The organism is Rhizobium sp. 3T7 (assembly GCF_020166565.1).
Lineage (GTDB): Bacteria > Pseudomonadota > Alphaproteobacteria > Rhizobiales > Rhizobiaceae > Rhizobium.
Genome location: NZ_JAIQXS010000001.1, coordinates 426,842 through 452,973, shown reverse-complemented (window position 1 = coordinate 452,973; position 26,132 = coordinate 426,842). Strand labels below are relative to the sequence as shown.

The 26,132-nt window shown below is 60.0% G+C and carries 22 protein-coding genes and 2 pseudogenes; 9 read left to right on the top strand and 15 right to left on the bottom strand.

What is annotated here, in order from left to right; all coding sequences use genetic code 11:
* Positions 1-118 precede the first annotated feature (118 nt).
* The 3 genes and pseudogenes from K9B32_RS02230 (at position 119) to K9B32_RS02215 (ending at position 3,186) form a co-directional block, all read left to right on the top strand.
* Positions 119-575: pseudogene (locus K9B32_RS02230) on the top strand (acyloxyacyl hydrolase).
* Between the two features lie 123 nt (positions 576-698).
* On the top strand, positions 699-2,933 hold the full coding sequence (purL, locus tag K9B32_RS02220) for a phosphoribosylformylglycinamidine synthase subunit PurL (RefSeq protein WP_224560257.1): 2,235 nt from the start codon (positions 699-701) through the stop codon (positions 2,931-2,933).
* Between the two features lie 19 nt (positions 2,934-2,952).
* Positions 2,953-3,186 carry a BolA/IbaG family iron-sulfur metabolism protein gene (locus tag K9B32_RS02215; RefSeq protein ID WP_024312746.1) on the top strand — a complete coding sequence of 78 codons (234 nt, stop codon included), beginning with the start codon at positions 2,953-2,955 and terminating at the stop codon, positions 3,184-3,186.
* Positions 3,187-3,208: 22 nt separating this feature from the next.
* Here the strand turns inward: K9B32_RS02215 and K9B32_RS02210 are convergent, their stop codons facing one another.
* Positions 3,209-4,360 (bottom strand): hypothetical protein, encoded by a 1,152-nt coding sequence (locus K9B32_RS02210; RefSeq protein WP_224560360.1) that lies wholly within the window; start codon positions 4,358-4,360, stop codon positions 3,209-3,211.
* A 285-nt stretch (positions 4,361-4,645) separates the two neighbouring features.
* Between K9B32_RS02210 and grxD the strand changes: the two genes are divergently transcribed.
* The 3 genes from grxD to K9B32_RS02195 all read left to right on the top strand — a co-directional run bounded on the left by grxD (position 4,646) and on the right by K9B32_RS02195 (position 7,646).
* Complete coding sequence (grxD, locus tag K9B32_RS02205) at positions 4,646-4,981, top strand: Grx4 family monothiol glutaredoxin (protein ID WP_007532908.1); 336 nt, start codon at positions 4,646-4,648, stop codon at positions 4,979-4,981.
* A gap of 143 nt (positions 4,982-5,124) precedes the next feature.
* Complete coding sequence (locus K9B32_RS02200; protein ID WP_224560359.1) at positions 5,125-6,330, top strand: multidrug effflux MFS transporter; 1,206 nt, start codon at positions 5,125-5,127, stop codon at positions 6,328-6,330.
* Positions 6,331-6,365: 35 nt separating this feature from the next.
* On the top strand, positions 6,366-7,646 hold the full coding sequence (locus tag K9B32_RS02195; protein WP_224560256.1) for a multidrug effflux MFS transporter: 1,281 nt from the start codon (positions 6,366-6,368) through the stop codon (positions 7,644-7,646).
* Between the two features lie 82 nt (positions 7,647-7,728).
* On the opposite strand, the gene K9B32_RS02190 is transcribed toward K9B32_RS02195, so the two are convergent.
* The 10 genes from K9B32_RS02190 to K9B32_RS02145 all read right to left on the bottom strand — a co-directional run bounded on the left by K9B32_RS02190 (position 7,729) and on the right by K9B32_RS02145 (position 17,498).
* Positions 7,729-8,325, bottom strand: a complete 597-nt coding sequence (locus tag K9B32_RS02190) for a LysE family translocator (protein ID WP_224560255.1) — start codon at positions 8,323-8,325, stop codon at positions 7,729-7,731.
* Between the two features lie 239 nt (positions 8,326-8,564).
* Complete coding sequence (locus K9B32_RS02185) at positions 8,565-9,389, bottom strand: inositol monophosphatase family protein (protein ID WP_224560254.1); 825 nt, start codon at positions 9,387-9,389, stop codon at positions 8,565-8,567.
* A 29-nt stretch (positions 9,390-9,418) separates the two neighbouring features.
* Entirely contained in the window at positions 9,419-10,303 is an 885-nt protein-coding gene (ttcA, locus tag K9B32_RS02180) for a tRNA 2-thiocytidine(32) synthetase TtcA (protein WP_224560253.1), read from the bottom strand.
* A gap of 59 nt (positions 10,304-10,362) precedes the next feature.
* On the bottom strand, positions 10,363-11,292 hold the full coding sequence (locus K9B32_RS02175; protein WP_224560252.1) for a glutaminase: 930 nt from the start codon (positions 11,290-11,292) through the stop codon (positions 10,363-10,365).
* Positions 11,293-11,462: 170 nt separating this feature from the next.
* On the bottom strand, positions 11,463-12,080 hold the full coding sequence (rpsD, locus tag K9B32_RS02170) for a 30S ribosomal protein S4 (protein ID WP_007789529.1): 618 nt from the start codon (positions 12,078-12,080) through the stop codon (positions 11,463-11,465).
* 265 nt (positions 12,081-12,345) lie between these two features.
* Positions 12,346-13,860, bottom strand: coding sequence for an ATP-binding protein (locus tag K9B32_RS02165; RefSeq protein ID WP_224560358.1), 1,515 nt, complete (start codon positions 13,858-13,860; stop codon positions 12,346-12,348).
* Between the two features lie 93 nt (positions 13,861-13,953).
* A complete protein-coding gene (locus tag K9B32_RS02160) occupies positions 13,954-15,081 on the bottom strand; it encodes an MFS transporter (RefSeq protein WP_224560251.1) in 1,128 nt (375 codons plus the stop codon).
* 107 nt (positions 15,082-15,188) lie between these two features.
* Positions 15,189-15,989: a glutamate racemase gene (gene murI, locus K9B32_RS02155; RefSeq protein ID WP_224560250.1), complete on the bottom strand. Its 801-nt coding sequence runs from the start codon at positions 15,987-15,989 to the stop codon at positions 15,189-15,191.
* On the bottom strand, positions 15,970-16,800 hold the full coding sequence (locus K9B32_RS02150; RefSeq protein WP_224560249.1) for an RNA methyltransferase: 831 nt from the start codon (positions 16,798-16,800) through the stop codon (positions 15,970-15,972). The genes murI and K9B32_RS02150 overlap by 20 nt, the downstream gene beginning before the upstream one ends.
* 167 nt (positions 16,801-16,967) lie before the next feature.
* Positions 16,968-17,498, bottom strand: coding sequence for a hypothetical protein (locus tag K9B32_RS02145; protein ID WP_224560248.1), 531 nt, complete (start codon positions 17,496-17,498; stop codon positions 16,968-16,970).
* 186 nt (positions 17,499-17,684) lie between these two features.
* Between K9B32_RS02145 and K9B32_RS02140 the strand changes: the two genes are divergently transcribed.
* From K9B32_RS02140 to K9B32_RS02130, 3 genes are all read left to right on the top strand, one after another.
* Positions 17,685-18,896 (top strand): NADP-dependent isocitrate dehydrogenase, encoded by a 1,212-nt coding sequence (locus K9B32_RS02140; protein ID WP_007789520.1) that lies wholly within the window; start codon positions 17,685-17,687, stop codon positions 18,894-18,896.
* Positions 18,897-18,974: 78 nt separating this feature from the next.
* Complete coding sequence (locus K9B32_RS02135; protein ID WP_224560247.1) at positions 18,975-19,421, top strand: GNAT family N-acetyltransferase; 447 nt, start codon at positions 18,975-18,977, stop codon at positions 19,419-19,421.
* 107 nt (positions 19,422-19,528) lie between these two features.
* The gene (locus K9B32_RS02130; protein ID WP_224560246.1) at positions 19,529-20,149 is read left to right on the top strand and encodes a glutathione S-transferase family protein; all 621 of its coding nucleotides are present in this window, start codon (positions 19,529-19,531) and stop codon (positions 20,147-20,149) included.
* A gap of 11 nt (positions 20,150-20,160) precedes the next feature.
* Here K9B32_RS02130 and K9B32_RS02125 read toward each other — a convergent pair whose 3' ends face one another.
* The 4 genes and pseudogenes from K9B32_RS02125 to recA form a co-directional block, all read right to left on the bottom strand.
* Positions 20,161-21,012, bottom strand: coding sequence for a GyrI-like domain-containing protein (locus K9B32_RS02125; RefSeq protein ID WP_224560245.1), 852 nt, complete (start codon positions 21,010-21,012; stop codon positions 20,161-20,163).
* Positions 21,013-21,212: 200 nt separating this feature from the next.
* Positions 21,213-21,727 (bottom strand): annotated as a pseudogene (locus tag K9B32_RS02120) (IS110 family transposase); the annotation flags it as partial.
* A gap of 395 nt (positions 21,728-22,122) precedes the next feature.
* On the bottom strand, positions 22,123-24,783 hold the full coding sequence (gene alaS, locus K9B32_RS02115; RefSeq protein WP_224560244.1) for an alanine--tRNA ligase: 2,661 nt from the start codon (positions 24,781-24,783) through the stop codon (positions 22,123-22,125).
* 154 nt (positions 24,784-24,937) lie between these two features.
* On the bottom strand, positions 24,938-26,026 hold the full coding sequence (gene recA, locus K9B32_RS02110) for a recombinase RecA (RefSeq protein WP_224560243.1): 1,089 nt from the start codon (positions 26,024-26,026) through the stop codon (positions 24,938-24,940).
* Between the last annotated feature and the right edge of the window lie 106 nt (positions 26,027-26,132).

Here is a 26,132-nt window from a genome sequence, read left to right as displayed (position 1 = left end):
GACTGCAGCAGATGGGCCGCAGGGCAAAGACGACGACGGCAGGCAAAAGCCGCTGACGATGATCGATGGTACGAAATTCGGACTATGAATCTGGCGTGAGTCGGACGAGGTAATCTGAATGGCGATCGAATTTCGGAAGACTATACCGAGTTCATCAATTGCACTTCTGGCGGCAGTTGCCAGTATCTCTGCCATTCCGGCTCATGCTGGAGGGCAAGTCTTTGACGAGTTGCGTTCGGAGCATCCGCATCAGTACAAGGCGGTGGTGAATTGGCACATCAGGAGAAGCCACTCAAGTCTTTGCGGGTCTCTCTGGACGACGAATTTCAACGAGAAGGTCTTTGCCGAAGCCGGTTTTGGCGGCGCCTGGCACAACGGGGAACTGGAAGGCAACACGGATGGCGCCAACCTCGGCTGTCGGTCCTTTCTCACGAATATTTAGGCGCCGGTTATCGTTTCGATCAGCATTGGAACGTGATCGCCCAAGTCGTCCATTCGTCCCATGCCAATCTCTGCGACGGTCCGAACAACGGCCTGACGCGCGCCCCGGCATTCAGGTCGGCTACAAGTTTTAAGCGGCGCAGTTGGCTCCCTGCATACCCGCTGTCTGTTAACAGCGGCCATTTTCCTGTCGCGCGTTTCATTCACTTAGGCTAAAGACACCGCAATCGCGCAACGGCAGGGACTTCCGAGAGCTCATGACCATTTCCAATACCCGCCCGATCACCCCCGAACTGATCGCCGCCCATGGCCTGAAGCCAGACGAATATCAGCGGATATTGGACCTGATCGGCCGCGAACCGACCTTCACGGAGCTCGGCATCTTCTCGGCCATGTGGAACGAGCACTGCTCCTACAAATCCTCCAAGAAGTGGTTGCGCACGTTGCCGACCAAAGGCCCACGCGTCATCCAGGGACCCGGCGAAAACGCCGGTGTCGTCGACATCGACGACGGTGACTGCGTCGTCTTCAAGATGGAGAGCCACAACCATCCCTCCTACATCGAGCCGTATCAGGGCGCGGCGACGGGTGTCGGTGGCATTCTGCGCGACGTCTTCACCATGGGCGCCCGCCCGATCGCAGCGATGAATGCGCTGCGTTTCGGCGAGCCGGACCATCCGAAGACCCGCCACCTCGTCTCCGGCGTTGTGTCCGGCGTGGGCGGCTATGGCAACTCCTTCGGCGTACCGACCGTCGGCGGCGAAGTCGAATTCGATGCCCGCTACAACGGCAACATTCTGGTCAATGCCTTTGCCGCAGGTCTCGCCAAGTCCAACGCGATCTTCTTGTCAGAAGCCAAGGGCGTCGGTCTCCCGGTCGTCTATCTCGGCGCCAAGACTGGCCGCGATGGCGTTGGCGGTGCGACCATGGCGTCGGCTGAATTCGACGAATCCATCGAGGAAAAGCGTCCGACCGTACAGGTCGGCGACCCGTTTACCGAAAAGTGCCTGCTGGAAGCCTGCCTTGAGCTGATGCAAACCGGGGCCGTCATCGCCATTCAGGACATGGGCGCCGCAGGCCTCACCTGCTCGGCCGTCGAGATGGGCGCCAAGGGCGATCTCGGCATCCTGCTCGATCTCGACACCGTACCAGTGCGTGAAGAGCAGATGACGGCCTACGAAATGATGCTGTCGGAGAGCCAGGAGCGCATGCTCATGGTCCTGGAGCCCGAGAAGGAAGCCGTCGCAAAGGCGATCTTCGTCAAGTGGGGCCTCGATTTCGCGATCGTCGGCAAGACCACCGACGACCTGCGCTTCCGCGTCGTGCACCAGGGCGAGGAAGTCGCCAACCTGCCGATCAAGGATCTCGGTGACCAGGCGCCGGAATACGACCGTCCGTGGCGCGAGTCAGACAAGCGCGCACCGCTGCCCGCCAACCTCGTTGCCGCACCGGCTGACTACGGTCAGGCGCTGTTGCAGCTCGTTGGCTCTCCCAATCAATCGAGCCGCCGCTGGGTTTACGAACAATACGATACGCTGATCCAGGGCAACTCGCTTCAGCTTCCGGGCGGTGATGCCGGCGTCGTTCGTGTCGAAAACCATGCGACCAAGGCTCTCGCTTTTTCCTCTGACGTCACGCCACGCTATGTCGAGGCAGACCCGTTCGAAGGCGGCAAGCAGGCGGTCGCGGAATGCTGGCGCAATATCACGGCAACCGGCGCAGAGCCACTGGCAGCCACCGACAACCTGAACTTCGGCAATCCCGAGAAGCCCGAGATCATGGGCCAGTTCGTCCAGGCCGTGAAGGGCATCGGAGAAGCCTGCCGGGTTCTCGATTTCCCCATCGTGTCGGGCAATGTCTCGCTCTACAATGAAACCAATGGTGTTGCGATCCTGCCGACACCGACGATCGCCGGCGTTGGCCTTCTGCCCGACTGGAAGAAGATGGCGCGTATCGGCAGCGCTTCGAATGGCGACAAGGTGATCATGATTGGTGCGGACGGCAGCCATCTCGGTTCCTCGGTCTACCTGCGCGATGTTATTGGCAGCACTGAAGGCCCCGCTCCGGAAGTCGACCTCTTTGCAGAGCGCCGCAACGGCGACTTCGTGCGCTCGGTCATCCGCAACGGCCAGGCAACGGCCTGCCACGACATCTCTTCGGGCGGCCTCGTACTCGCTCTCGCCGAAATGGCGATGGCCTCCAGCAAGGGCCTCAAGATCAGCCTCGGTGAATGCAGGGGCGCGCCGCATGCGCTGCTGTTCGGCGAAGATCAGGCCCGGTACGTTCTGACGGTGCCGGCGGATGTCGCAAACTTCGTCTGCGCCAATGCCGAAGGTGCGGGCATAGCCTTCCGCCGTCTCGGCACGGTCGAGGGTAACAGCCTTGTCGTCGACGATCTGCTGTCGCTGCCGATTCAGCAATTGCGCGACGCCCATGAATCATGGTTCCCTGATTACATGGAAGGCCATGGCACGCTCGCTGCCACGGAATAATGCGCAAGGAGTAACGATCATGCCTATGAAACCCGGTGACATCGAAGACATGATCAAGGCCGGCATCCCCGGCGCCAAGGTAACCATTCGCGATCTCGCCGGCGACGGCGACCACTATGCGGCGGAAGTGGTCGCAGAAGCCTTTCGCGGCAAGAGCCGCGTGCAGCAGCATCAAATGGTCTATGAAGCCCTCAAGGGAAACATGGGTGGCTTACTGCATGCCCTGGCGCTGCAGACATCGGCACCTGATTGATCTCGAATGCAAAATTGCCCGGTCACAAGCCGGGCATTTTGTTGTAGCCGAATTCGGCAAAGACTGAGCCCGACCGTGGACCGGCGGTCAGCAGCGTGAAGTCGAAGGGAGCCCGCAAGTCCGGCCCCAGGACGTACTGCCGATGCACGCGCAGGAAATCCTTCTTGATCTTCCGGTAATGCTCAACAGTCAGCATCTGCTTAACGCGGATGAAGACCATCTTGGCTGGGCGTAGATCGCCATGCCCGCAAACGGCCACCACCGGCACTTTATAGAAATGGATTGCGTCAGTCAGGCACTGGACATCGAGCCAGTAAACGTTGTCGCATCGCGCAATCAGGCCCACCCGTAACCGCAACAATTGCGCGGGACGTAACAAAGCACACTGAAGGATTGCTGACCCGAGCGTCGCAAAGATCACCCTCTTGCCGGAGAAAATATCCGGATGTCGCTCGAGCAGTGTGCCGATCACATGCGCAGCAACGCTGGAGCCCATGCTGTGAGATGAGATGACATACTCGTCCGCCGTCTCCGACAAGGCTGCCCGGGCGGCAGTGGCGCAATGATCGAGCCATTGATTGAATTCTGGATGGCTCATCCGAGCAAGAGCCACCGCCATGCGCCAGTCCGCGAAAAGATGCAATGTGTAGAAACGTTCGGCAAAAGGCAGAAACGCAAAGATGAAGAAACACAACGCCAGTGCCACGCTCCACAGAAGATGAAGGGCGGGCAACTCCGTACCGATCGGTATAACAGCGATCGTCGCACTGAGCGCAAAGCCCAGTATCATCATCAGAAACGGAAAGATGAAGAACAATCCGAATCGCCAGGCATGCCTGAAATAGCCCGCCATCCCCCCATATGCGATGACCTGCAAAGCGCTCCGAAAACCTGAGAGGATCTGTGCCGCCCGGCTGCCAGCTCTAAGCTTTTCCACGAGAGCGTCGTGGTCGAAGACATGGATACGGCTGTTGGTTTCCCAGCCATCTGCGCTCGCCCTCACCTTGAAGCTCGTTGAATCCGGTCCGTACTCCGGTTCAGCTGTCAGCACCGAGAAATCCCAAACAGCCGCACTTTGCTTTGCTGAGCGTTCGTAGCGAGCGATGTGAGCACGCCCGTCAAGTGGCTCGAACCCCGGAAAATGGAGAACGACCCTTTTCGAAATCACTGTCATTATTCTCTTTCTTTGCCGCGGGCACGGCAGATAATTGCTGCGCCGCCATCGGTGAGAATTGTGGCGAAATCCGGGTGATTTCCCGTGACAAACGCGCGCCACTCGTACCTCGTCGTATCGCTTCAGTAGAGGGCGTAACGCAAGCGCAACAATCCGCCGTCTGCAAACCGATAGGGTGCTCTTTTTTTGCCGGCGCCTGCTGGAATTCCGGCGATCACATGCTATCTAAGCTTAACGATTGAAACGGCGGGCCTTTAACTCGCCTGTGGAAAGGATTAGGTCCCTATGAGCGGTATCAACGAATTCATCGACAACGAAATCAAGAGCAACGACGTCGTCCTGTTCATGAAGGGCACGCCGCAGTTTCCGCAGTGCGGATTCTCCGGCCAGGTCGTGCAGATTCTCGATTACATCGGCGTCGACTACAAGGGCATCAACGTGCTCGCTGACTCCGAAATCCGCCAGGGCATCAAGGATTATTCAAACTGGCCGACGATCCCGCAGCTCTACGTGAAGGGCGAGTTCATCGGCGGCTGCGACATCGTCCGGGAAATGTTCCAGGCCGGTGAGTTGCAGCAGCACCTGCAGGAACACGGCGTCACCGTTCGCGGCGCCGCCTGACCTGTCCGGTCACCGGGCGTCCGCCCGGTTTCCAAATCTTGTATTTTGAGTCCGAGGCGCTGTGCTGAACAGCGCCTTGGCCCGTTTATGGGAATTCCATTGTGACAGATTCATCACAAGCCGCGCACGCGGGCCAATTGCCCATGGGCAAAGGGGAGTTCATTGCGCTCGCCGCCTTCCTGATGGCGGTCAATTCGCTTGCGATCGACATCATGCTTCCGGCGCTTCAGCAGATCGGCGCAAGCCTCGGCGTCGAAAGCGAAAATCACCGTCAATTCGTCGTTTCTGCCTATCTGCTTGGTTTCGGCTCGGCGCAACTCTTCTACGGCCCCCTCTCCGACCGCTTCGGCCGTCGCCTGCCGCTCCTGATCGGCCTCGTCATCTATATCTGTTCCGCGCTCGGGATCGCGCTGGTTCCGTCCTTTGCGGGGCTGCTTGCGCTTCGTTTCGTTCAGGGCATTGGTTCGGCCGCCACCCGCGTCATCACGATCTCCATCGTTCGTGATATCTACGGCGGCCGGCAGATGGCGGAGGTCATGTCGCTGATCATGATGGTCTTCATGATCGTCCCCGTCATCGCGCCGGGCAGCGGCCAGATCATCATGTTCTTCGGCAGCTGGCATCTGATCTTCGTATTCATCGCTGTCATGGCCGCACTGATTTCGGGCTGGGCCTATCTTCGCCTTCCCGAAACCCTGCATCCCTCGAACGTTCGCCCCTTCACCGCCCGTTCGGTGATCGGTGGCTTCAAACTCGTGCTGACAAACCGGATCGCACTCTGCTACACGATCGCCAGCACCTTCATCTTCGGCTCGCTGTTCGGCTTCATCAATTCCGCGCAGCAGATTTACGTCGGCATCTACGGTCTAGGCGTCTACTTCCCGTTCGCTTTTGCCGGCGTCGCCGTCTTCATGTCGCTCTCGTCATTCCTGAACTCGCGGCTTGTCGGGAAGTTCGGCATGCGGCGGCTGTCGCATGGTGCATTGGCCGGCTTTATCACGATCAATACCATCTGGCTTCTGGCCCTTCTGCTGGGCCCGCACCCGATGCCCTTCCCGCTCTTCATCGGCTTCTTCGGCCTGGCGATGTTCCAGTTCGGCTGGATTGGCTCCAACTTCAATTCGCTTGCCATGGAACCGCTCGGCCATGTTGCGGGAACGGCTTCGTCCGTCCTCGGCTTCATGAGCACGGTCGGGGGCGCGCTGATTGGCGCCGGCATCGGCCAGGCTTTCAATGGTACCGCGCTGCCGATGGTCGCAGGGTATTTCACGGTCTCGATCATCGGCCTGATCTTCGTTTTGATCGCAGAAAAGGGGCGTCTCTTCCAGCCGCATAATCCCGCGGTCTGATCGGGTCACCCGCCTCGTATTTCAGGATTTCCATTATGACGCCACTGCATAAACCACATGTTGAAAATCAGGGCTCCGGCCGAATAGGCATGGGCTTCGTCGAATTTGTCATCACCATCGCCATCATGACCGCCAGCGTCGCCATGGCGATCGATAGCATGTTGCCGTCCCTGCCCGCGATCGGCCATTCATTCGGCGTTATCAACGCCAACGACGCGCAGCTCGTGATCGGCGTCTTCTTCCTTGGCTTCGGCGTTTCGCAGATCATCTTCGGCAGCTTGTCGGATACGTTCGGCCGCCGGAACATCCTGCTTGGAGGCTTGGCGGTCTACGTGCTCGCCATGTTCGCCGCTGCTGCCACAGGCAGCTTTGAAATGCTGTTGGTCATGCGTTTCGTTCAGGGCCTCGGCGGCGCAGCCGTCCGCATCACCACGATGGCGATCGTCCGTGACTGCTTCGGTGGCCGCGAAATGGCGCGCGTGATGTCCTACGTCATGATCGTCTTCATGATCGTTCCGATCGTGGCACCTTCCGTCGGTCAGTTGATCATCACCTATGCCAACTGGCACTGGATATTCATCCTGCTCGGCCTCGTTGGCGCCATCCTGTTTCTCTGGGCACTATTGCGTCTCAAGGAATCTCTCCCGAAGGAAGAACGTATCCCCCTGTCGGTCGGCTCCGTCGTCGACGGCTTCAAGACCGTCCTGACCAACAAGATCACCTGCGGCTACATGATCGGCCTGACCATGTTCACCGGCGTCATCAGCGCCTATGTGATCTCGGTCCAGCAGGTCTTCGGCGAGGTCTATGGTCTCGGCGACTGGTTACCGATCGCCTTTGCGGCGACGGCGGGAGGTATCGCGGTAGCAAACTTCGCCAACGGCTTCTTCGTCCGCAAGTTCGGCATGCGCCGCATCTCGCACGTCGCCATGATCCTGTTCACGATCGTTTCAGCGATCGGCTATGTCAAAGCACTCGGCGGTCGCCCCGATTTCGCCTTCGCCTATGCGCTCTTCACGATCTTGCTGATGATGTTTGCGGTCATAGCCACCAACTTCACGGCGATCAGCCTGGAACCGATGGGCAATCTGGCCGGCACGGCAACCGCCATCACCGGCTTCGTGTCGACGACCTTCGGCGCGATCCTCGGCGGCACCGTCGGCCAGCTGTTCAACGGCACGGTCCAGCCGCTCTTCGGCGGCTTCGCAGCGTTCGGTGCGATCAGCATCGCGGCAACGCTCTGGGCGGAAGGCGGCAAGCTCTTCACGCATCCTGGCGACAGCCCGCAGCTCGATCCCGGCGCCGGCCACTTCTAGAAGCCAACCGGTCTGTCTCTCCCCTTTGAACGCATAGCGTATCGCCCGCAACATGCCGTTGCGGGCGCCACTGCCTCAGGAGTTAGCGCCACACCAGAACAACCGATACAGCCAGCGCTGATGCCATGGCGATATTGAAAAGCTTGGCCGAACGTTGTGCCCGGAGAAGTTGGGCCATGAGTGCGCCCAGGACAAGCCATAGCAGCCCGGCCGGAAAAGCCGCAGCAGCAAACAGAGTCCCCATCCATAGGACGCCGCTGGTTTGGGCATGCTCCTGGGACACAAGATAGGTGCTGCCCGCACTCACGGCGACCAGCCACCCTTTTGGGTTCAACCACTGGAACAGAAAAGCCTGCAGAAATCCCGCCGCCTGTGCCGGGCTATCCGCCTCAAAAGTGCCGGCATTGACGATCTTCCAGGCAAGCCACAGCAGGAACAGAGATCCTGCCACCTTCATCGCCGTTACGATCGTTGGTACAGCGGCGACAATTTCTCCGACACCGAAGGCACTTAAAACGATCATCACTCCCATGCCCAGTGACGCACCGAGCGGACAGCCAATGCCTCTCAAAGTGCCGACGGTCGCACCGGTGGACAGGATCATGGTGTTGCTTGGCCCCGGCGTGACCGCCGCGATGAATGCAAACAGCAGGAAGGCCAGCGCCTGAGCGGTATCCATCGTCCCTCTCCACCTGGTTCTCGAAAGACGAAAAAACCTCTAGGCCTGGCGCACACTCTTGTCTTGTATGTTTGTGTGCATGCTAGCGGGCCAGCTTCTCATAAGGAAACCGAATAGAGCGACGGCAGCCGATATGATGCGGCGCACCGTAAGTCCAAGCGCGCAGACTACCTGCCACTTCTGCACAAGACGTATTTCACGTCTTCTCCAAGGGAGTCGCGAGGTTCGCTAGCCTGGCGCTAGACCGTGAAAACCTCACGCCGGAGGATATCCCAGCTCTGCTTGTCAGGCGCAATCAGCAAACCACCGCTGATGTGATGCGGCAGGTAGGGCGAGCCGTCAAAACGCGCTGCATAAGCACCGGCCTCGATGCTGACAAGCGTGCCTGCAAGATGATCCCAGGGCATGAGCTTGTTATACATGAGATAGTGCACATGACCGCTCGCAAAAGCACGGTATTCGTGGGCCGCGCAGCGATAGTTGGCAAGAAACCGAACCTTGGCGAGGTTGCCAAGGATCTCGCCACGCTTGGGTTTCGGCAGGAATCCGGTCGATGCCATACCGACCATCTCCTCCAGCGCGACAGGTGCTGCAACCGAAAGCCGTTCCGCCTCCCCGTCAGGACGCCGAAGCCATGCGCCACTGCCCTTCTCTCCGATCACCCAATCGTCGCCCATCGGGTCGTAGATGATGCCGGCAACCGTTTCGCCCTTGGACACCACGGACGCCATGACACCGAAGGCTGGAATGCCCGATGCGAAATTGAACGTCCCATCGACGGGATCCACGACGATAGCAAGATCCGCTCCCTCGAGCTTGCCGAGCAGCGACGGATCTGCGGCGACCGACTCCTCGCCGATGAACAGGGCATCTGGCCAGAGCGTGGCTGCTTCCGCCTTGATCATCCGCTCGGCCTGCAGGTCGGCCTCCGTCACCAGATCCGTCGCCTCGCTCTTGGCGCGCACGTCATCGCTCCCAAGTCGACGGAAACGCGGCAATATCTCTGCCTTCGCCGCCCGCCTCAGAAGATCGGCAAGCGTCGCTACATCTATCGTGGAACTCATGGGCTTTCCTTCTTTGGCGTGAGCGCCGACTATTCGCTCTTCGGCGCGGTCTCTCCGGCCATCAGGCCGGCGAAATCGAAAAGCTTGGGATCAAGCAGATGCGACGGGTTCACATGCGCGAGCGCCCGCAGCATCGTATCCTTGCGGCCCGGCATGCGCCGCTCGATATCGGCGAGCATCTCCTTCATCGCATTGCGCTGCAGCCCGTCCTGGGAGCCGCAGAGATCACAAGGAATGATCGGGAACTGCATGGCCGCCGCAAACTTCGCCATGTCGTCTTCGGCGCAATAGGCGAGCGGGCGCAAAACCATGAGATTGCCCTCATCATTCAGCAGCTTGGCCGGCATCGAGGCGAGCCGCCCGCCATGGAAGAAGTTCATGAAGAACGTCTCGAGAATATCCTCGCGGTGGTGGCCGAGCACCAATGCGTCACAGCCCTCCTCCTTGGCGATCCGGTAGAGATTACCCCGCCGCAGACGCGAACAGAGCGAACAATAGGTCGCGCCCTCCGGAACCTTTTCCTTCACGATCGAATAGGTATCGCGATACTCGATGCGGTGTTTGACACCGATCTTCGTGAGATAGTCAGGCAGGATATTCTTGGGAAAGTTCGGCTGCCCCTGGTCGAGATTGCAGGCGACCAGTTCCACCGGAAGCAGGCCGCGCCACTGCAGGTCGAGCAGAAGAGCCAGCAGCCCATAAGAGTCCTTGCCGCCAGAGAGGCCGATCAGCCAACGCTTCTGGCCCTTCAGCATCGCAAAATCGTCGAATGCCTGCCTGACGTTGCGCAGCAGCCGCTTGCGCAGCTTGTTGAACGACACCGAGTTCGGCGCATCGGCAAAGAGTGCGTGTGCGACGGCGCCGTCCGCGGTCGGCGTTTCCAGCTCATCGACGATGTTGGCTGCGATGTTCATTCTCTCGTCCAATCAGAGTCTGCCTCCGCCTTAGCAGAAAGCGCCACGACAACCCAGCATCAATCGCCGAAAACCGACCATCCAGTCCGGGCAGCCAGCATTTCGAGCGCGACAGCGCCGAGCTGCGAGTTACCGACCTCGTTGAGACCCGGAGACCAGACCGCAATCGAGGCAATTCCGGGCGCCACCGCAAAGATGCCTCCGCCAACACCGCTCTTGCCGGGAAGGCCGACATGGTAGGCGAAGTCGCCGGAGCCGTCATAATGACCGCACGTCAGCATGAGCGCATTGATGCGCCGGGCCCGCTTCGGCGACACGACCGAGTGGCCGGTCATCGGATTGCTGCCACGTGCAGCGAGGAATAGCCCCGCCTTCGCCAGCTGTTCGCAGGTCATCGACAGGGCGCATTGATGGAAATAGACGCCGAGTACGTGATCGACTGGATGGTCGAGATTGCGATAGGCCCGCATGAAGTTGGCGAGCGCAAAATTGCGGTATCCCGTCTGCGTCTCGGACTTTGCGACACGGTCGTCAATCGTCACCGACTCATCATCCGCGAGATAGCGAACGAAGCGCAGCAACTCGCCGATCGCCTCGCGCGGCGCATGGCCGGCCATGACGACATCGGTCACGGCGATTGCGCCCGCGTTGATGAAGGGATTGCGCGGAATACCCTGCTCATGCTCGAGCTGGACGATCGAGTTGAACGCCGAGCCCGAAGGTTCGCGGCCGACGCGCTTCCACAGTCCCTCACCGACCTTGCCAAGTGCAAGCGTCAGCATGAAGACCTTTGAGATGCTCTGGATGGAGAACGGGACATCCGCATGGCCGACGCTGTAGACCTTGCCGTCTATCGTCACCACGCTCAGGCCAAACTGACTCGCGTCGACCTTGGCGAGTTCCGGAATATAGTCCGCAACCTTGCCCTCGCCGATACGGGGTGCCAGCTCCTTGTGGATGCCGTCGAGAACTGCCTGCAAGTCCGTCATCGTATCTCCCCAGATAACAAAAAAGCCGCCCCAAGAGGCGGCTTTTCCGTATGCGAAAACGCCTCGCATCCTACTGCGCCACACGTCGAAGACGCGTAAAGGACGCAGTAGCCCTTAAAGAGACGCATAAGCCTTTCCGACAATCGAAACTCGATTGTCGGGGCTATGCGTTAACGCGAATAGAATTCGACCACCAGATGCGGCTCCATGACGACCGGATACGGAACGTCGGAGAGCGAAGGAACGCGGGCGAAGGTAGCAACCATCTTGTTATGGTCGGCTTCGATGTAGTCCGGAACGTCGCGTTCAGCCAGAGCAACCGATTCCAGAACGGAAACGAGCTGCTTCGACTTCTGACGAACTTCGATGACGTCGCCAGCCTTGCAACGATAGGAACCGATGTTGACGCGGACGCCGTTCACGGTCACGTGGCCGTGGTTCACGAACTGGCGGGCAGCGAAAACGGTCGGAACGAACTTGGCGCGATAAACGATCGCGTCCAGACGGGACTCCAGAAGACCGATCAGGTTTTCCGAGGTGTCACCCTTGCGGCGGGCGGCTTCAGCGAAGATTGCACGGAACTGCTTTTCGCGCAGGTCACCGTAGTAGCCCTTGAGCTTCTGCTTGGCGCGCAGCTGCACACCGAAGTCTGAAAGCTTGCCCTTGCGGCGCTGACCATGCTGGCCCGGGCCGTATTCGCGGCGGTTCACCGGGGACTTCGGACGGCCCCAGATGTTTTCGCCCATACGGCGGTCAATCTTGTACTTAGACGATTCGCGCTTGCTCATCGTATTTCCTTTCAGAAAGTTAGAACGGTCTGCTACCAAACCGCATGAAGGAAACACGCCCTCCTTTGATCTTCTTTCGAAGATCCGACAGGATCATCCCATTACGCGAACGGGACAAATCCACGGGACATGTTAAATGAAACACCGGACATCTCTGCCCGGTGCTGGCGCGGTGTTTAGGGCGAAGTCGCTGGAATGTCAATCACAATCCATACCCAGCAGCTTGCTTTCTGACAGGCGCAACGTCTCACCTCGAGCAGCGTCGCTATTCCGCCGCGGGACGGACGTCATCGGCGTCGGCCGCATTTGCATCGCCAGGCGCCGTTTGGCAGTTCATGTCGGGAAAGGCGACAATCCGTTTGCCCGAGAAATCCGCGTGCACCACAATGGTGCCTTGCTCCTCGAAGTACCCCAGCAGACGCCTTGCCCGCCGCGCCGAATGGGTGCCGTAGGCTCGCGCAATCCGGGCGTCCGACGGGCATGGCTCACCGCAGACGGCAGCCTTTGCAATCATCAGAAAGACGCCCTGCAGATCGTCGGTGACACTGGCCGAAAGCGACAGTGCTGTCGCCCAGGCTTCCGTTTCGGCCGTTGCAGCGTCCACCCCGGAGCGCGAAATCGCGACGCGGCGTCGGAACTCAGGAAGAGACATCGGAGAACCCGCAACGCGGCGCATACGAAGCCGCACGAGGAAGTCCTGATACAACACCGAATCCGTTCGAAATCCGGACCCCGGGTCGTCCAGGATCTCGTGGAGCACAGCCGTCAGCCGCTCCTCGCGCTCTTGCGTCGATAGCTCGGGCTGAGCTGCGCGAGTCTCGGAGGGAGGAGCCGAGGCGGCAGGCGCCGAACGCGACAATTCGGCGAGAATATCTGTAGTTGGCCGTGGCGCTGCCGGAGCGCGACGAACGATTGGCCTCTGAAACTCTTCTGGATCCGGGGTGAAGATCAGATCCTCGACGTCCTGTGGCGCATCCGGCAGCGGCATGAGCTTCGGGCTTGACGAGCGTGCCGAAGTCTCGACGTTGCCGATCTGGATCGGCAACGGGCGACGCGACAAGGCCGGCCCGAGCGCAACGAAATTACCACGCTTCAGATCGCGGAACATTTCCGCCTGACGACGGTCCATGCCGAGGAGATCGGCCGCACGCGCCATGTCGATATCGAGAAAGGTGCGGCCCATCAGGAAGTTCGAGGCTTCCGCGGCAACGTTCTTCGCAAGCTTTGCCAGACGCTGCGTTGCGATCACTCCGGCAAGACCACGCTTGCGGCCGCGACACATCAGGTTCGTCATGGCGCCGAGTGACATCTTGCGGGCATCTTCGGAAACATCGCCGCCGACCGAAGGCGCGAACATCTGCGCCTCGTCGACCACGACAAGAACCGGATACCAGTATTCGCGGTCGGCATCGAACATGCCACTGAGGAAAGCTGCCGCCGCCCGCATCTGCTGCTCGATATCCAGCCCCTCAAGCGTTAGAACGCAGGAGACGCGATGCTGGCGGATACGATTGGCAATGCCGGCCAATTCGGCCTCGGTCCGCTCGCCATCTACGACGACGTGGCCGAACTTGTCCGACAGTGTCACGAAATCGCCTTCAGGATCGATGATGACCTGCTGCACCCACTGCGCCGATTGCTCCAGAAGCCGGCGAAGCAGATGCGACTTACCGGAGCCGGAATTGCCCTGCACCAGAAGACGGGTAGCCAGAAGCTCCTCGATATCGAGCGTGGCCGGATTGCCTCCCGACGCCGTTCCCATATCGATACCAACCTGCAATGTCACATTCCTCTTTCAATTCGAACACGGCGTCCTAGCAGGTTTGGCCGTGTCTTTGGCAACACGCCCGCACAAACCCACAGGAGAAAAACGTCAGAACCTAGCCTTCAGCATCCGCGTGAACACCAGGCTGATCGCGAGCGGCACCAGCAACACCGCCAACCCGACGCGCAACCCCGACGCCTCCGCGATGAATCCGATCAGAGGCGGTCCGATCAGAAAGCCGGTGAGCGCCATGAAAGACAGGATCGCGACATTGGCAGCCGCCGGCCGATCCCGGAGGCTCGCCGCAGCGGTAACCGCCAGCGGAAAGCCGACCGACGCACCGATCCCGACCAGCGCAAAGCCAGCCAGCGTCACCAGGCTATGCCAAGCAAAGACGACAATCAGCATGCCCGCAAGAGCAGCCGCCCCGCAGCCTCGGGCTAGTGAAATCGCGCCAAAGCGCTGCTTCAGATGGTCGCCGCTGAAGCGCCCGGCCGCCACCATAAGGGCGAAGATCGTATAGCCGATACCGGTCATCATGCCATCGGCCTGGAAGACATCCTTGAGATAGACCGCCGACCAGTCCGCAATCGCCCCTTCGGTCATGGTAATGCCGAAGACGAAGGCACAGATCCCAAGCAGGGTCACACTCGGCGGTTTGAACGGCGCGTGCGGCGGAGCCGAACCGGCTTCGCGATCCGGCGGCAGGCGCAGACTTGCCGCGACAGCAAACGGCAGCACGATAAAAGCCGCCGCCAGGATTGCCCATTCGGCCGGCGCGGCAACCGCTACCATCGCGGAACCAAGCAGGCTGCCCACCATGATGCCAAGGCTCCAGAAGCCATGGCAGCGGTTCATAATGATCGAGCCGGTATCCTTTTCGGCACGATCCGCCTCGACATTCAGCCCGAGCTCCAGCGTCGACATCGCAACGCCAAGCAAGGCCAGCGCGATGAACAATTCAACCGGCGTGCGCGAGAAGGCCGGAAGGCAGACAATTACCGAGAAGACGAAAAATCCCGCAATGACCGCAGTCTTGCCCCCAATGCGAGAGACCACTCTTCCCGCAAAAGGCAACGTCGACAGAATGCCTACCGGCATGCCGAGCAGAGCCAGCGCAAGATCGGCCGGACCGAGCTCCAGACGAGCCTGGATTTCGGGGATGCGCGGCAACCAGCTGCCGAATGCGATCGGCTGCAGGAAAAAGATAGCCATAACGAGCTTTTGGAAGGACATGCGGAGCCTGGCGGGACGAATCACATCTCACAGTCTGCGCAGTCGCTTGGTTTTGCGATAGCCCTTGTTGCATCAAGACAAGACCGGCGTCGCGCGTGCGCCTGATGTCAAGCCTTGAGGCCAAATCCCTGCATCAGTCGCCGCGTCGCAAAATCGGGATTGCCTGACGTGAAGACCGCGAAGTCGAAACTGTCGGGGTGCAGGCCATCGGCGACCTGGGGCACAAGGCTGCGGGCACGCCGCGCGATTGCCTCCGCGGGATCGAGCCAATCGACTGGCCAGGGTGCGAGCCGCCGGAAGACATTGGCCATGAAGGGATAATGCGTGCAGGCAAGCACCACGATATCGGTCTTCGAACCGTCCTTCTCCACGAAGCATTGGTCGATCTCGGACAGCACGGCCTCGTCGGATACCGCATCGCCGCGGATATAAGCCTCCGCCATCCGCGCCAGATTTTCGGACCCGACCAGGCGCACGTGACACTGCTGCGCGAAGGATTGGATAAGGTCGCGCGTGTAGGCACGCCTCACCGTACCAGGGGTCGCCAGGACGGAGACGAGCCCCGAGCGTGTCCGCTCGGCGGCCGGCTTGATCGCCGGCACCGTGCCGACGAACGTCACCTGCGGAAAGGCCGCACGCAGATCGGCGCCAACCAGCGTAAAGGCCGTGTTGCAGGCTATGATGCAAATCTCAGGGGCATAATCCACAAGCAGCCTGGCGAACAGGCCGATGATCCGCTCCTTCAGCGCCTGCTCTTCCCAGCCGCCATAGGGAAAGCCGGCATCATCGGCGATGTAGATAAAACCGCGCTCCGGCATGAGCACGCGCGCTTCGCGCAGCACGGTCAGCCCTCCGATGCCGGAATCGAAGACCAGAACCGGTTTCAGCTCATTCGGCGCGGCTGTCATCTTCCGACTGTTCCTTGACGTCTACGGGTGGCCGGCTCCCGCGCGGATATTTCCGCGAGAAGCGGTCGAGGGAGGAGATCACACCGCGCAACACACTGATTTCCTGCTCTGTGAAGGCGCGGCGGGACAGGACTGCGCGCAGGTTGTCCACCATTTTCGGCTTTTTCGCGGGCGGATGGAAATAATTGCGCGCCTCCAGTGCCTCTTCCAACTGGTCGTAGAGCCCGAATAGCTGTTCCTTGGTGGATTGCGTCTGCGACATCGCCTGGAAGGGAACGGCCGCGACATCCTCCATGCCCGACTTCATCCACTCGTAGGACATCAACAGCACGGCTTGAGCGATGTTGAGCGACGCGAAAGCGGGGTTGACCGGAAAAGTGACGATCTCGTCGGCAAGCGCCACCTCCTCGTTATTGAGCCCCCAACGTTCACGTCCGAACAGGATGCCGGTGCCCTCGCCCGCGCGGAATTTTGCTCGTAGCGTCTCTGCTGCGACAACAGGCGAGCGAACTGGTTTGAAGCCGTCCCGCTCGCGCGCCGTCGTCGCGTAGACGAAGTTCAAGTCGGCAATCGCCTGCTCCAGCGTCTCGAATACTTTGGTGCCTTCGATCACATGATCCGCCTTCGAAGCGGCAGCCTGAGCTTTGTCATTCGGCCAGCCATCGCGCGGATTGACAAGCCTGAGATCCGCCAGGCCGAAATTCGCCATGGCGCGCGCCACCATTCCGATGTTTTCTCCCATCTGCGGTTCGACGAGAATGATAACCGGGCCTTCTGTGAGAAGTCGCCGCTCGCTGTTCGTGCCTGCCATGACGCTGGATCCTTTTGCTACGGGCGGAATAGCCAAGCCAGGCTGAAACGGCAAGGGTCAAGCGTCCCGGCGACGTTAGGACATCCCTCGGGCTCGTCGGCGCACAATGTCCAAGGCTGGCGCGAAGGCCATTTCCGGGAAGGGTGCCCGGCCGAGCGTCACCGCCATCACTGACCCTTGGCGATCTGCACCATCGTGTTCTTGAGCGAGTTCGGTGGTTGCCCAGGATCCCCCTCAGTGACGATGTCATCGATCACAGCCTTGCCGGTCTCGTCGAGCATCTCGAACCGCACGGTGGTCACTGCTTGCTTGTCCGACCCGTCGTCCATGCATGTCGCCTTCTTGAAAGTGACAATCACTTCCGTCGCTCCGTCGGCGGCCTGCTTTGGCGTGTAAGTCAGATCCTCGAGAGGACATGCATCCTCGCCGTTGACGATCACGTCGTAGTCGAAAGGCGAAATGCCGTCCTCATCGGCAGCCGGGTTTTGGATGGCTGCCTGGTATTTGGTCACGAAGTCCTTGCTGTATAGCCGCGAAAGCTTGCTCGGATCGAAGATGTCGATCCAGTCGCTATCCGCGCCCGACCAGTTTTTGATCGTCGCGTCCATGATCTCCTTGACCGGCGCCGTGACGTCGCCAGCAAGCATCGGCGAGGTCGAACCGACAAGGACCGCTAGGACAAGGGAAATCTTCTTCATGACGAATATCCGGGCAATGGTTTTGCGGCGGAGACTAGCCATTTTCCGCCGCTTGGCAATGCCCGCAAAAACACCGCCCTCTCCTGCTTCCGGCTTTGCACTCCCGGCGCACAATGCTATAGCGCTCGGGATTTCACATCACCCACCCGGGACACCGGTCCCTTCTTAGCTTAACGAGGCAGATACATGAAGAAGATCAAGGTCGCCAATCCCGTCGCCGATCTCGACGGCGATGAAATGACTCGCATCATTTGGCAGCTCATCAAGGATAAGCTGATCCATCCGTATCTCGACCTTGAGATCGATTATTTCGACCTTTCCGTTGAAAACCGCGACGCCACCAATGATCAGGTGACGATCGATGCAGCCAACGCCATCAAGAAGCACGGCGTCGGCATCAAGTGCGCGACGATCACGCCTGATGAAGATCGCGTCAAGGAATTCAACCTGAAGCAGATGTGGAAGAGCCCGAACGGCACGATCCGCAACATTCTCGGCGGCGTCATCTTCCGCGAACCGATCATCTGCCAGAACGTTCCGCGCCTGGTTCCCGGCTGGACGAAGCCGATCGTCGTCGGCCGTCATGCCTTCGGCGACCAATACCGCGCCACCGATTTCAAATTCCCCGGCAAGGGCAAGCTGACGATCAAGTTCGTCGGCGAAGACGGCCAGGTCATCGAAAAGGACGTGTTCGACGCCCCAGGCGCTGGCGTTGCCATGGCTATGTACAACCTCGACGAGTCAATCCGCGAGTTCGCCCGCGCCTCGATGATGTACGGCCTGATGCGCAAATGGCCGGTCTACCTGTCGACCAAGAACACCATCCTCAAAGCATACGACGGCCGCTTCAAGGACATCTTCGAAGAAGTCTATCAGACCGAATTCAAGGATCAGTTCAAGGAGTTAGGCATCACCTACGAACACCGCCTGATCGACGACATGGTCGCTTCGGCGCTAAAGTGGTCGGGCGGTTACGTCTGGGCGTGCAAGAACTACGATGGCGACGTCCAGTCCGACACGGTTGCCCAAGGCTTCGGTTCGCTCGGCCTCATGACCTCGGTACTGCTGACGCCGGATGGCAAGACAGTCGAAGCCGAAGCCGCGCACGGCACGGTTACCCGCCACTACCGCCAGCACCAGAAGGGCCAGGAAACCTCGACGAACTCGATCGCCTCGATCTTCGCCTGGACACGCGGCCTCGCGCACCGCGCCAAGCTCGATGACAATGCCGAACTCGCAAAGTTCGCCGCAACGCTCGAGAAAGTTTGCGTCGATACGGTCGAAGCCGGATTCATGACCAAGGATCTGGCTCTGCTCATCGGTCCCGATCAGCCGTGGCTCTCCACCACCGCCTTCCTCGACAAGATCGATCAGAACCTGCAGAAGGCGATGGCATAAGCCAGAAACAATAACGGAATGGGCGGCGGGGATTTCCCCGCCGTTTTCGTTTCAGCGACAAGTAGGGGAACAACAAGCATGACCACAGCAATTCGTCCGCTGCAGCCATCCGACCGGGCCGCCTGGGAACAGCTGTGGGCCAGCTATCAGCGCTTCTACGAGGTCGTCATTCCGCCGGAGACGACGGATCTGACTTGGGGTCGTTTCCAGGATCCGGCCGAAGATATGCACGCGCTCGGCGCCTTCGACGAAGGCGGCCGCCTCGTCGGCATCGTCCACGCCATCTTCCATCGCTCGACCTGGCTCCCGAAGTGGACCTGCTACCTGCAGGACCTCTATGTGGACGACACACAGCGCGGTTTCGGCACCGGCGCGGCTCTCATCGATGCCGTCGCCGATCTCGCCCGTGAGAATGGAGCTGGCCGGCTCTACTGGATGACGCACGAAACCAACACCACGGCGCGAAAACTCTACGACAGGATCGCCGAGCGATCCGGCTTCATCCAATATCGCAAGGCACTTTAAATAGTTGCGGACTTTGCCCTGGACCTCTCTGTCCTATCTTCCTGATGGCCGGCCTTAATACACCGCGTTCAGATCCCGGAGCGTAAAAAGAAAATGAGGAGGAGTGCATGGCAGACGAACTGGTATTTTATACGAACCCCATGTCGCGTGGTCGCATCGCTCGCTGGATGCTGGAAGAGACAGGCGTACCCTACAAAACAGAGATCCTGACCTTTGGCGGAACCATGAAGTCGCCGGAGTACCTTGCCGTCAACCCGATGGGCAAGGTTCCCGCGGTCCGGCACGGCAAGACGGTCGTGACGGAGTGTGCGGCGATCTGCGCCTATCTCGCTGACACCTTCCCCGAAGCAGGCCTCGCTCCAAGGTCGGATGAACGCGGCAGCTACTATCGCTGGATGTTCTTTACCGCCGGACCGCTCGAAGCCGCAGCGACCAACAAGGCGTTGGGCTTTGAAACCCCGCCCGACAAGGCCCGAATGGCGGGATACGGCAGCTTCGCCGATGTGATGAACACGCTGGAGAGCGCCGTCAGTGCCACACCTTACGTTGCCGGAGATCGCTTCACGGCAGCCGACGTCTACGTCGGCTCACATATTGGTTGGGGCCTGGGATCCGGCACCATCGAGAAGCGCCAAACCTTTGTCGACTATCTCGGCCGCGTCACCGATCGCCCGGCCTACAAACGGGCCGTCTCAATCGATGACGAGGCCATGAAGGCCGCAAAGTAGCGACCAGAGGCTTAGGCAAGCGGCATGTGGATGTCGGTCAAGAGTTCGGTCGGCGGTACATCGCGTGGGTTGTTGAGATACTCCTCGAACATCACGCTGTCGCGAAGCTGCCGGCCTGAAGCGGGCAGCCATTCCGCATAGAGCCACTGATAGGCCCTGTGCATGTCGGCATAGGGCCCCCTATGACGCAGCACGGCATATTCCCCACCGTCGAGCGTACGATGTTCGAATGGCGGTGCAGCGGCGATCTCGTCTTCCATCGTCACGCACGCGATCGATCGCAGCCTTTCGGCCGGCACGAGATCGGGATCATCGAGATAGACACCGATCATCCGCATGGTGGGCTTGGCAAGCCCGCGCGCATACAGCGTGCCAAACAAGGTCTCGAACGCCTTGCCGATCTGCATGTACGAGCCGATGTGCGGCACGCCAAGCAACTGAATTTGCTCAATCTTCCGTAAGGTAACATCAAACATGGCTGCAGTCTTTCCGTTAGGTGAGGGTTCGAAGGCTTTATGGCTTCCCTCTTTCCGGTATTGAGCTGGTGGCATGCCGTAGACCGATTTGAAGATACGGTTGAAGGACTGGAGGTTGGGATAGCCTGATCGCTTTGCGATTTCCCCGACAGAAAGACCCGTGCGCACGATGTCGCCGGCGGCGCGATGCAAGCGCAGCCGCTTGACGGTCGCCGCGAGTGTTTCGCCGTAAACCGCCCGATAGATCCTGTGCCAGTGGTAGCTCGACATGCAGGCAATCTCGGCAAGCCTGTCCATGTCGAGCTCTTCGTCGAGATGATCATGGATATAGGCCGATACCCGTCGCAGACGGTCCTCGTAAAGGGCCCATGCCGTTTCGCCATTCATGTCTGAACCTCGTGCAAATCGATCGGCTGCAGAAAACCATACTGCGATTTGACAAATCTTGCGGACTTGACGAATCCGCAATCGGCATAGGGGGCGATCTTATTGATCGCTCCCCTGCCACACCACCCGGCATGCGGGTCCGCACCGGGCGGTTCGAGGGATTGAGGTTATGCGAGCCTGGGCATTCCGAGTTGGTCGGCCGGCAGCGACTGGTCTCCCGCTATTCGCTCCAATAGTGGTTCGATCCTGCTCATCCCAGAGGCTGCGACGATGCCAAATTCCATACCAAACCCGCGAATGGCATTGGCGAGCTGTGTCCGGTGGCGAATAAGTCTCTCTCGCATGCCGACCAGCATCAAGGCTGCCTGCTGGTCGGCGGTTTTCACCGGAACGAACCGCATAGTGGGGCGGCTCATCGCCTCGCACAAAGCTTCGGCATCCGCCGCGTCATACTTGCCGCGTTTCACATACGGCTTCGCCAACTGAGGCGCGATCAATTTTACTTCGTGCCCGAAGGAGCTTAATAACTCGCCCAATGATGAGAGCCTCCGCATGCTTCAAGTGCGATGGTCGTGGGCGCCGCCTTCCCGAAGAATTTCACCATCTCCTTACGCGAAAGCTTCTTGCGCAGGATTGGTTGCTCGACTGCATTCACGCCATGCAATTGGAAAACGTTCTTTGACGTATCCATGCCAATTCGGATAATCTGCTCCACGGACGGTCTCCCTCGATTAAGCTTTCAACGAACTCACCCTGGCACATCGCGATGCCGTTGGGAGCCGTCCACCCCAACAGGTAAGAACGCACTCCTTCACTGCACGACCGCCGGATTTACGCCGCCGACCCTTGGTCATAAGAGCTTCGCGGTTCATTGCCCGCTCGCCCTGGTCGGCACCGCCTCATATCCGGTTCTTGTTCATCGGCCCGCAGTTGCGATCCACGCTTCCTCCCCACGGTCGTTCGCCCTTCCGCAGTTGCGCTTCTCTTCGCTCGCCATGACCAGCTTACGGTGGGACTTCCACCCACAAGAGTGCGGTCATGCTGGGCGCACAACGAAAAAGCGGGGACCAGCCCCGCCTTCCAAAGAGTTTCGCGCGAACTCTAGTTCGCTCAGCTTGCCAGCGCGACCGCCACAGCCTCGATCGCCTCGTCGGCCTTTGCCCCATCCGGCCCGCCCGCCTGGGCCATATCGGGACGACCGCCGCCGCCCTTGCCGCCAAGTGCAGCCGACGCGACGCGAACGAGATCGACGGCACTGAACCGGCCCGTCAAGTCCGGGGTCACCGCAACGACTGCGCTCGCTTTGCCGTCCTCGCCCACGCCGATCAGTGCGACGACGCCGGAACCGAGGCTCGCCTTGCCATCGTCGGCAAGCCCCTTGAGATCCTTGGGATCGACGCCCGAGATCGCCTTGCCGAGGAACTTCACACCAGCGACCTCACGGACCGAATCGGCAGAACCGCCCTGCCCGCCGCCCATTGCAAGCTTGCGCTTGGCGTCCGCCAATTCGCGCTCGAGCTTGCGGCGTTCATCCATGAGCGCCTCGACGCGAGCGAGAACATCGGCCGGCTGCACCTTCAGCGACGTCGCGAGCGACTTGATGCGCTCATCCTGTTCCGCCAGGTATTCGCGCGCGGACTCGCCGGTGACCGCTTCGATACGGCGCACGCCGGCGCCAACTGCGCTTTCGCCCAAAACGCGGATCAGACCGACCTGACCGGTCGCGCCGACATGCGTGCCGCCGCAAAGCTCGATCGAATAGGGCTTGCCCGCCTTGGCGCCACGCACACCCTGGCCCATGGCGACGACGCGCACTTCGTCGCCGTATTTCTCGCCGAACAATGCCATGGCGCCTTCGGCAATCGCGTCGTCGACGCTCATCAGGCGGGTCGTGACCGGCGAGTTCTGCAACACGATCTCATTTGCCATGTCCTCGACGACCTTCAGCTCATCAGCCGTCATCGGCTTCGGATGCGAAACGTCAAAGCGCAGACGCTCGGGTGCAACCAGCGAGCCCTTCTGTGCGACATGCGTACCCAACACTTCGCGCAGCGCCTCGTGCAGAAGGTGTGTGGCCGAGTGGTTTGCACGCAGGCGCGAGCGACGCGCATGGTCGACCGTCAACGCAACCGGCTCGCTCGCCCTCACCGTGCCCTCGACAACGGTGCCGATATGGACGAACAGGCCCTCGCCCCTCTTCTGGGTATCCGTGATCTCGATCTTGGCCGTATCAGAGGTAATGACGCCCGTGTCACCCATCTGGCCGCCGGACTCGCCGTAGAACGGCGTCTGGTTGACGACAATCTGAACCTTATCGCCAGCGGACGCAGAAGCGACAGAAGCACCGTCCTTCACGATGGCCTGAACGACGCCTTCTGCAGTCTCGGTGTCGTAGCCAAGGAATTCCGACGCGCCGTGCTTTTCCTTGAGTTCAAACCAGATCGTCTCTGTGGCCTTGTCGCCGGAACCAGCCCAATGCGAACGCGCCTCGGCCTTCTGCCGCTCCATCGCGTCGGTGAAGCCTGATATGTCGACGCCGATTTCGCGGGCGCGAAGCGCATCCTGCGTCAGGTCGAGCGGGAAGCCATAGGTGTCGTAGAGCTTGAAGGCCGTCTCGCCGTCGAGCATGTCGCCCTTGCCGAGCGTCGTCGTGGCATCCGAGAGCAGTGACAGGCCACGCTCAAGCGTCTTGCGGAATCGGGTTTCCTCAAGCTTCAGCGTCTCGGAGATCAGCGATTCCGCGCGTACGAGTTCGGGATAGGCGCGACCCATCTCCTGAACGAGCGTCGGCAGCAGTTTCCAGATCAGGGGTTCCTTCGCGCCCAGCAGCTCGGCATGCCGCATCGCGCGGCGCATGATGCGGCGAAGCACGTAGCCGCGGCCTTCGTTCGAGGGCAGCACGCCGTCGGCAATCAGGAAGGCAGAAGAGCGCAGGTGGTCGGCAATGACACGGTGGCTCGCACGACGCTCGCCCTCAGCCTTTACGCCCGTCACTTCCTCGGAAGCCTCGATCAGCGCGCGGAACAAGTCGATGTCGTAATTGTCGTGCTTGCCCTGCAGAACAGCCGCGACGCGCTCCAGCCCCATGCCCGTGTCGATCGACGGCCGCGGAAGGTCGATGCGCTCCTCCTTCGTGACTTGCTCGTACTGCATGAAGACGAGGTTCCAGATCTCGATGAAACGGTCGCCATCTTCCTCAGGCGAACCGGGAGGGCCGCCCCAGATATGATCGCCGTGGTCATAGAAGATTTCCGAGCATGGGCCGCACGGGCCCGTATCGCCCATCGCCCAGAAATTGTCGCTGGTCGGGATGCGGATGATCTTTTCGTCCGACAGCCCGGCAATCTTCTTCCAGAGGTTAAAGGCCTCATCGTCCGTATGGTAGACTGTGACCAACAAGCGCTTGGCGTCGATAGCAAATTCCTTGGTGATCAGGTTCCAGGCAAGCTCGATCGCCCGCTCCTTGAAGTAATCGCCAAACGAAAAATTGCCGAGCATCTCGAAGAAGGTGTGATGGCGCGCGGTATAGCCGACATTATCTAGGTCGTTATGCTTGCCGCCGGCGCGGACACATTTCTGGGCGGTCGAGGCCGTCTTGTACGGCCGCTGCTCCAGGCCGGTGAAAACGTTCTTGAACTGCACCATGCCGGCATTGGTGAACATCAGTGTCGGATCGTTGCGTGGCACCAACGGGCTCGACGGAACGATTTCGTGGCCGTTCTTCTTGAAGTAGTCGAGGAAGGTCGACCGGATATCATTCACACCGCTCATGCTATGCCCTTCAATGCTGCCGGAAGGCAGGTCAAAACTTAAATCCAGTGGCTTTTATCGCTCGCCTTAACCACTGTCCAGCAGACAAACAAAACCGGCCGCATTCTGATCAAGGAATGCGGCCGGTTTTGAACTGTTTGAAACCTTCAGACGATTAGCCGTCTGCGGCCTCGTCTCCGTCATTGGCATCAGGGCCGCCATTTTGCAGGAAGCGGTCCGCAATCAGACCGGCATTCTGACGAAGCGCTGTTTCGATTTCACGCAGCAGATCCGGATTGTCGCGTAAGAAAAGCTTCGCGTTCTCACGGCCCTGGCCGAGGCGCTGGCTGTTATAGGAGAACCAGGCGCCCGACTTCTCGACGATACCGGCCTTGACGCCGAGGTCGACCAGTTCGCCGGTCTTCGAAACGCCTTCACCATACATGATGTCGAATTCGACCTGCTTGAAGGGAGGCGCCATCTTGTTCTTGACGACCTTGACGCGGGTCTGGTTGCCGATGACCTCTTCACGCTCCTTGACCGCGCCGATGCGGCGAATGTCGAGGCGAACGGAAGCGTAGAACTTCAACGCGTTACCGCCGGTCGTCGTTTCCGGCGAGCCGAACATGACGCCGATCTTCATGCGGATCTGGTTGATGAAGATGACCATGGTGTTCGACTTCGAGATCGAAGCCGTCAGCTTGCGCAGCGCCTGACTCATCAATCGCGCCTGGAGACCCGGCAGGTTGTCCCCCATCTCGCCTTCGATTTCAGCGCGCGGCGTCAGCGCAGCCACGGAGTCGACGACGAGGACATCGACGGCACCGGAGCGGACCAATGTGTCGGTGATCTCAAGTGCTTGCTCGCCGGTGTCCGGTTGCGAAATCAAGAGGTTCTGCAGATCGACGCCAAGTTTGCGGGCATAGACCGGATCGAGCGCATGTTCTGCGTCCACGAAGGCGCAGATGCCGCCCTTCTTCTGTGATTCCGCAATGGTCTGCAGCGCGAGCGTCGTCTTGCCCGAGCTTTCCGGTCCGTAAATCTCGATGATGCGGCCCTTCGGAAGGCCGCCGATGCCGAGCGCGATATCCAACCCGAGAGAACCTGTCGAAACCGTTTCGATCTCGATGACATTCTCGTTCGAGCCGAGCTTCATGATTGAGCCCTTGCCGAACGACCGCTCGATCTGTGAGAGTGCCGCTTCAAGTGCCTTGCTTTTGTCCACCGATTTGTCCTCTACAAGCCGCAATGTATTCTGTGACATTCGATCCACCTTTAGGTTATTGAAGCCGCTCAAGCAATGTCGCCGCCGATGTCGATTTTGTACCGCATTTGTTCTCATTGTGCAAGCACCGTTCAAACAGTTGAAA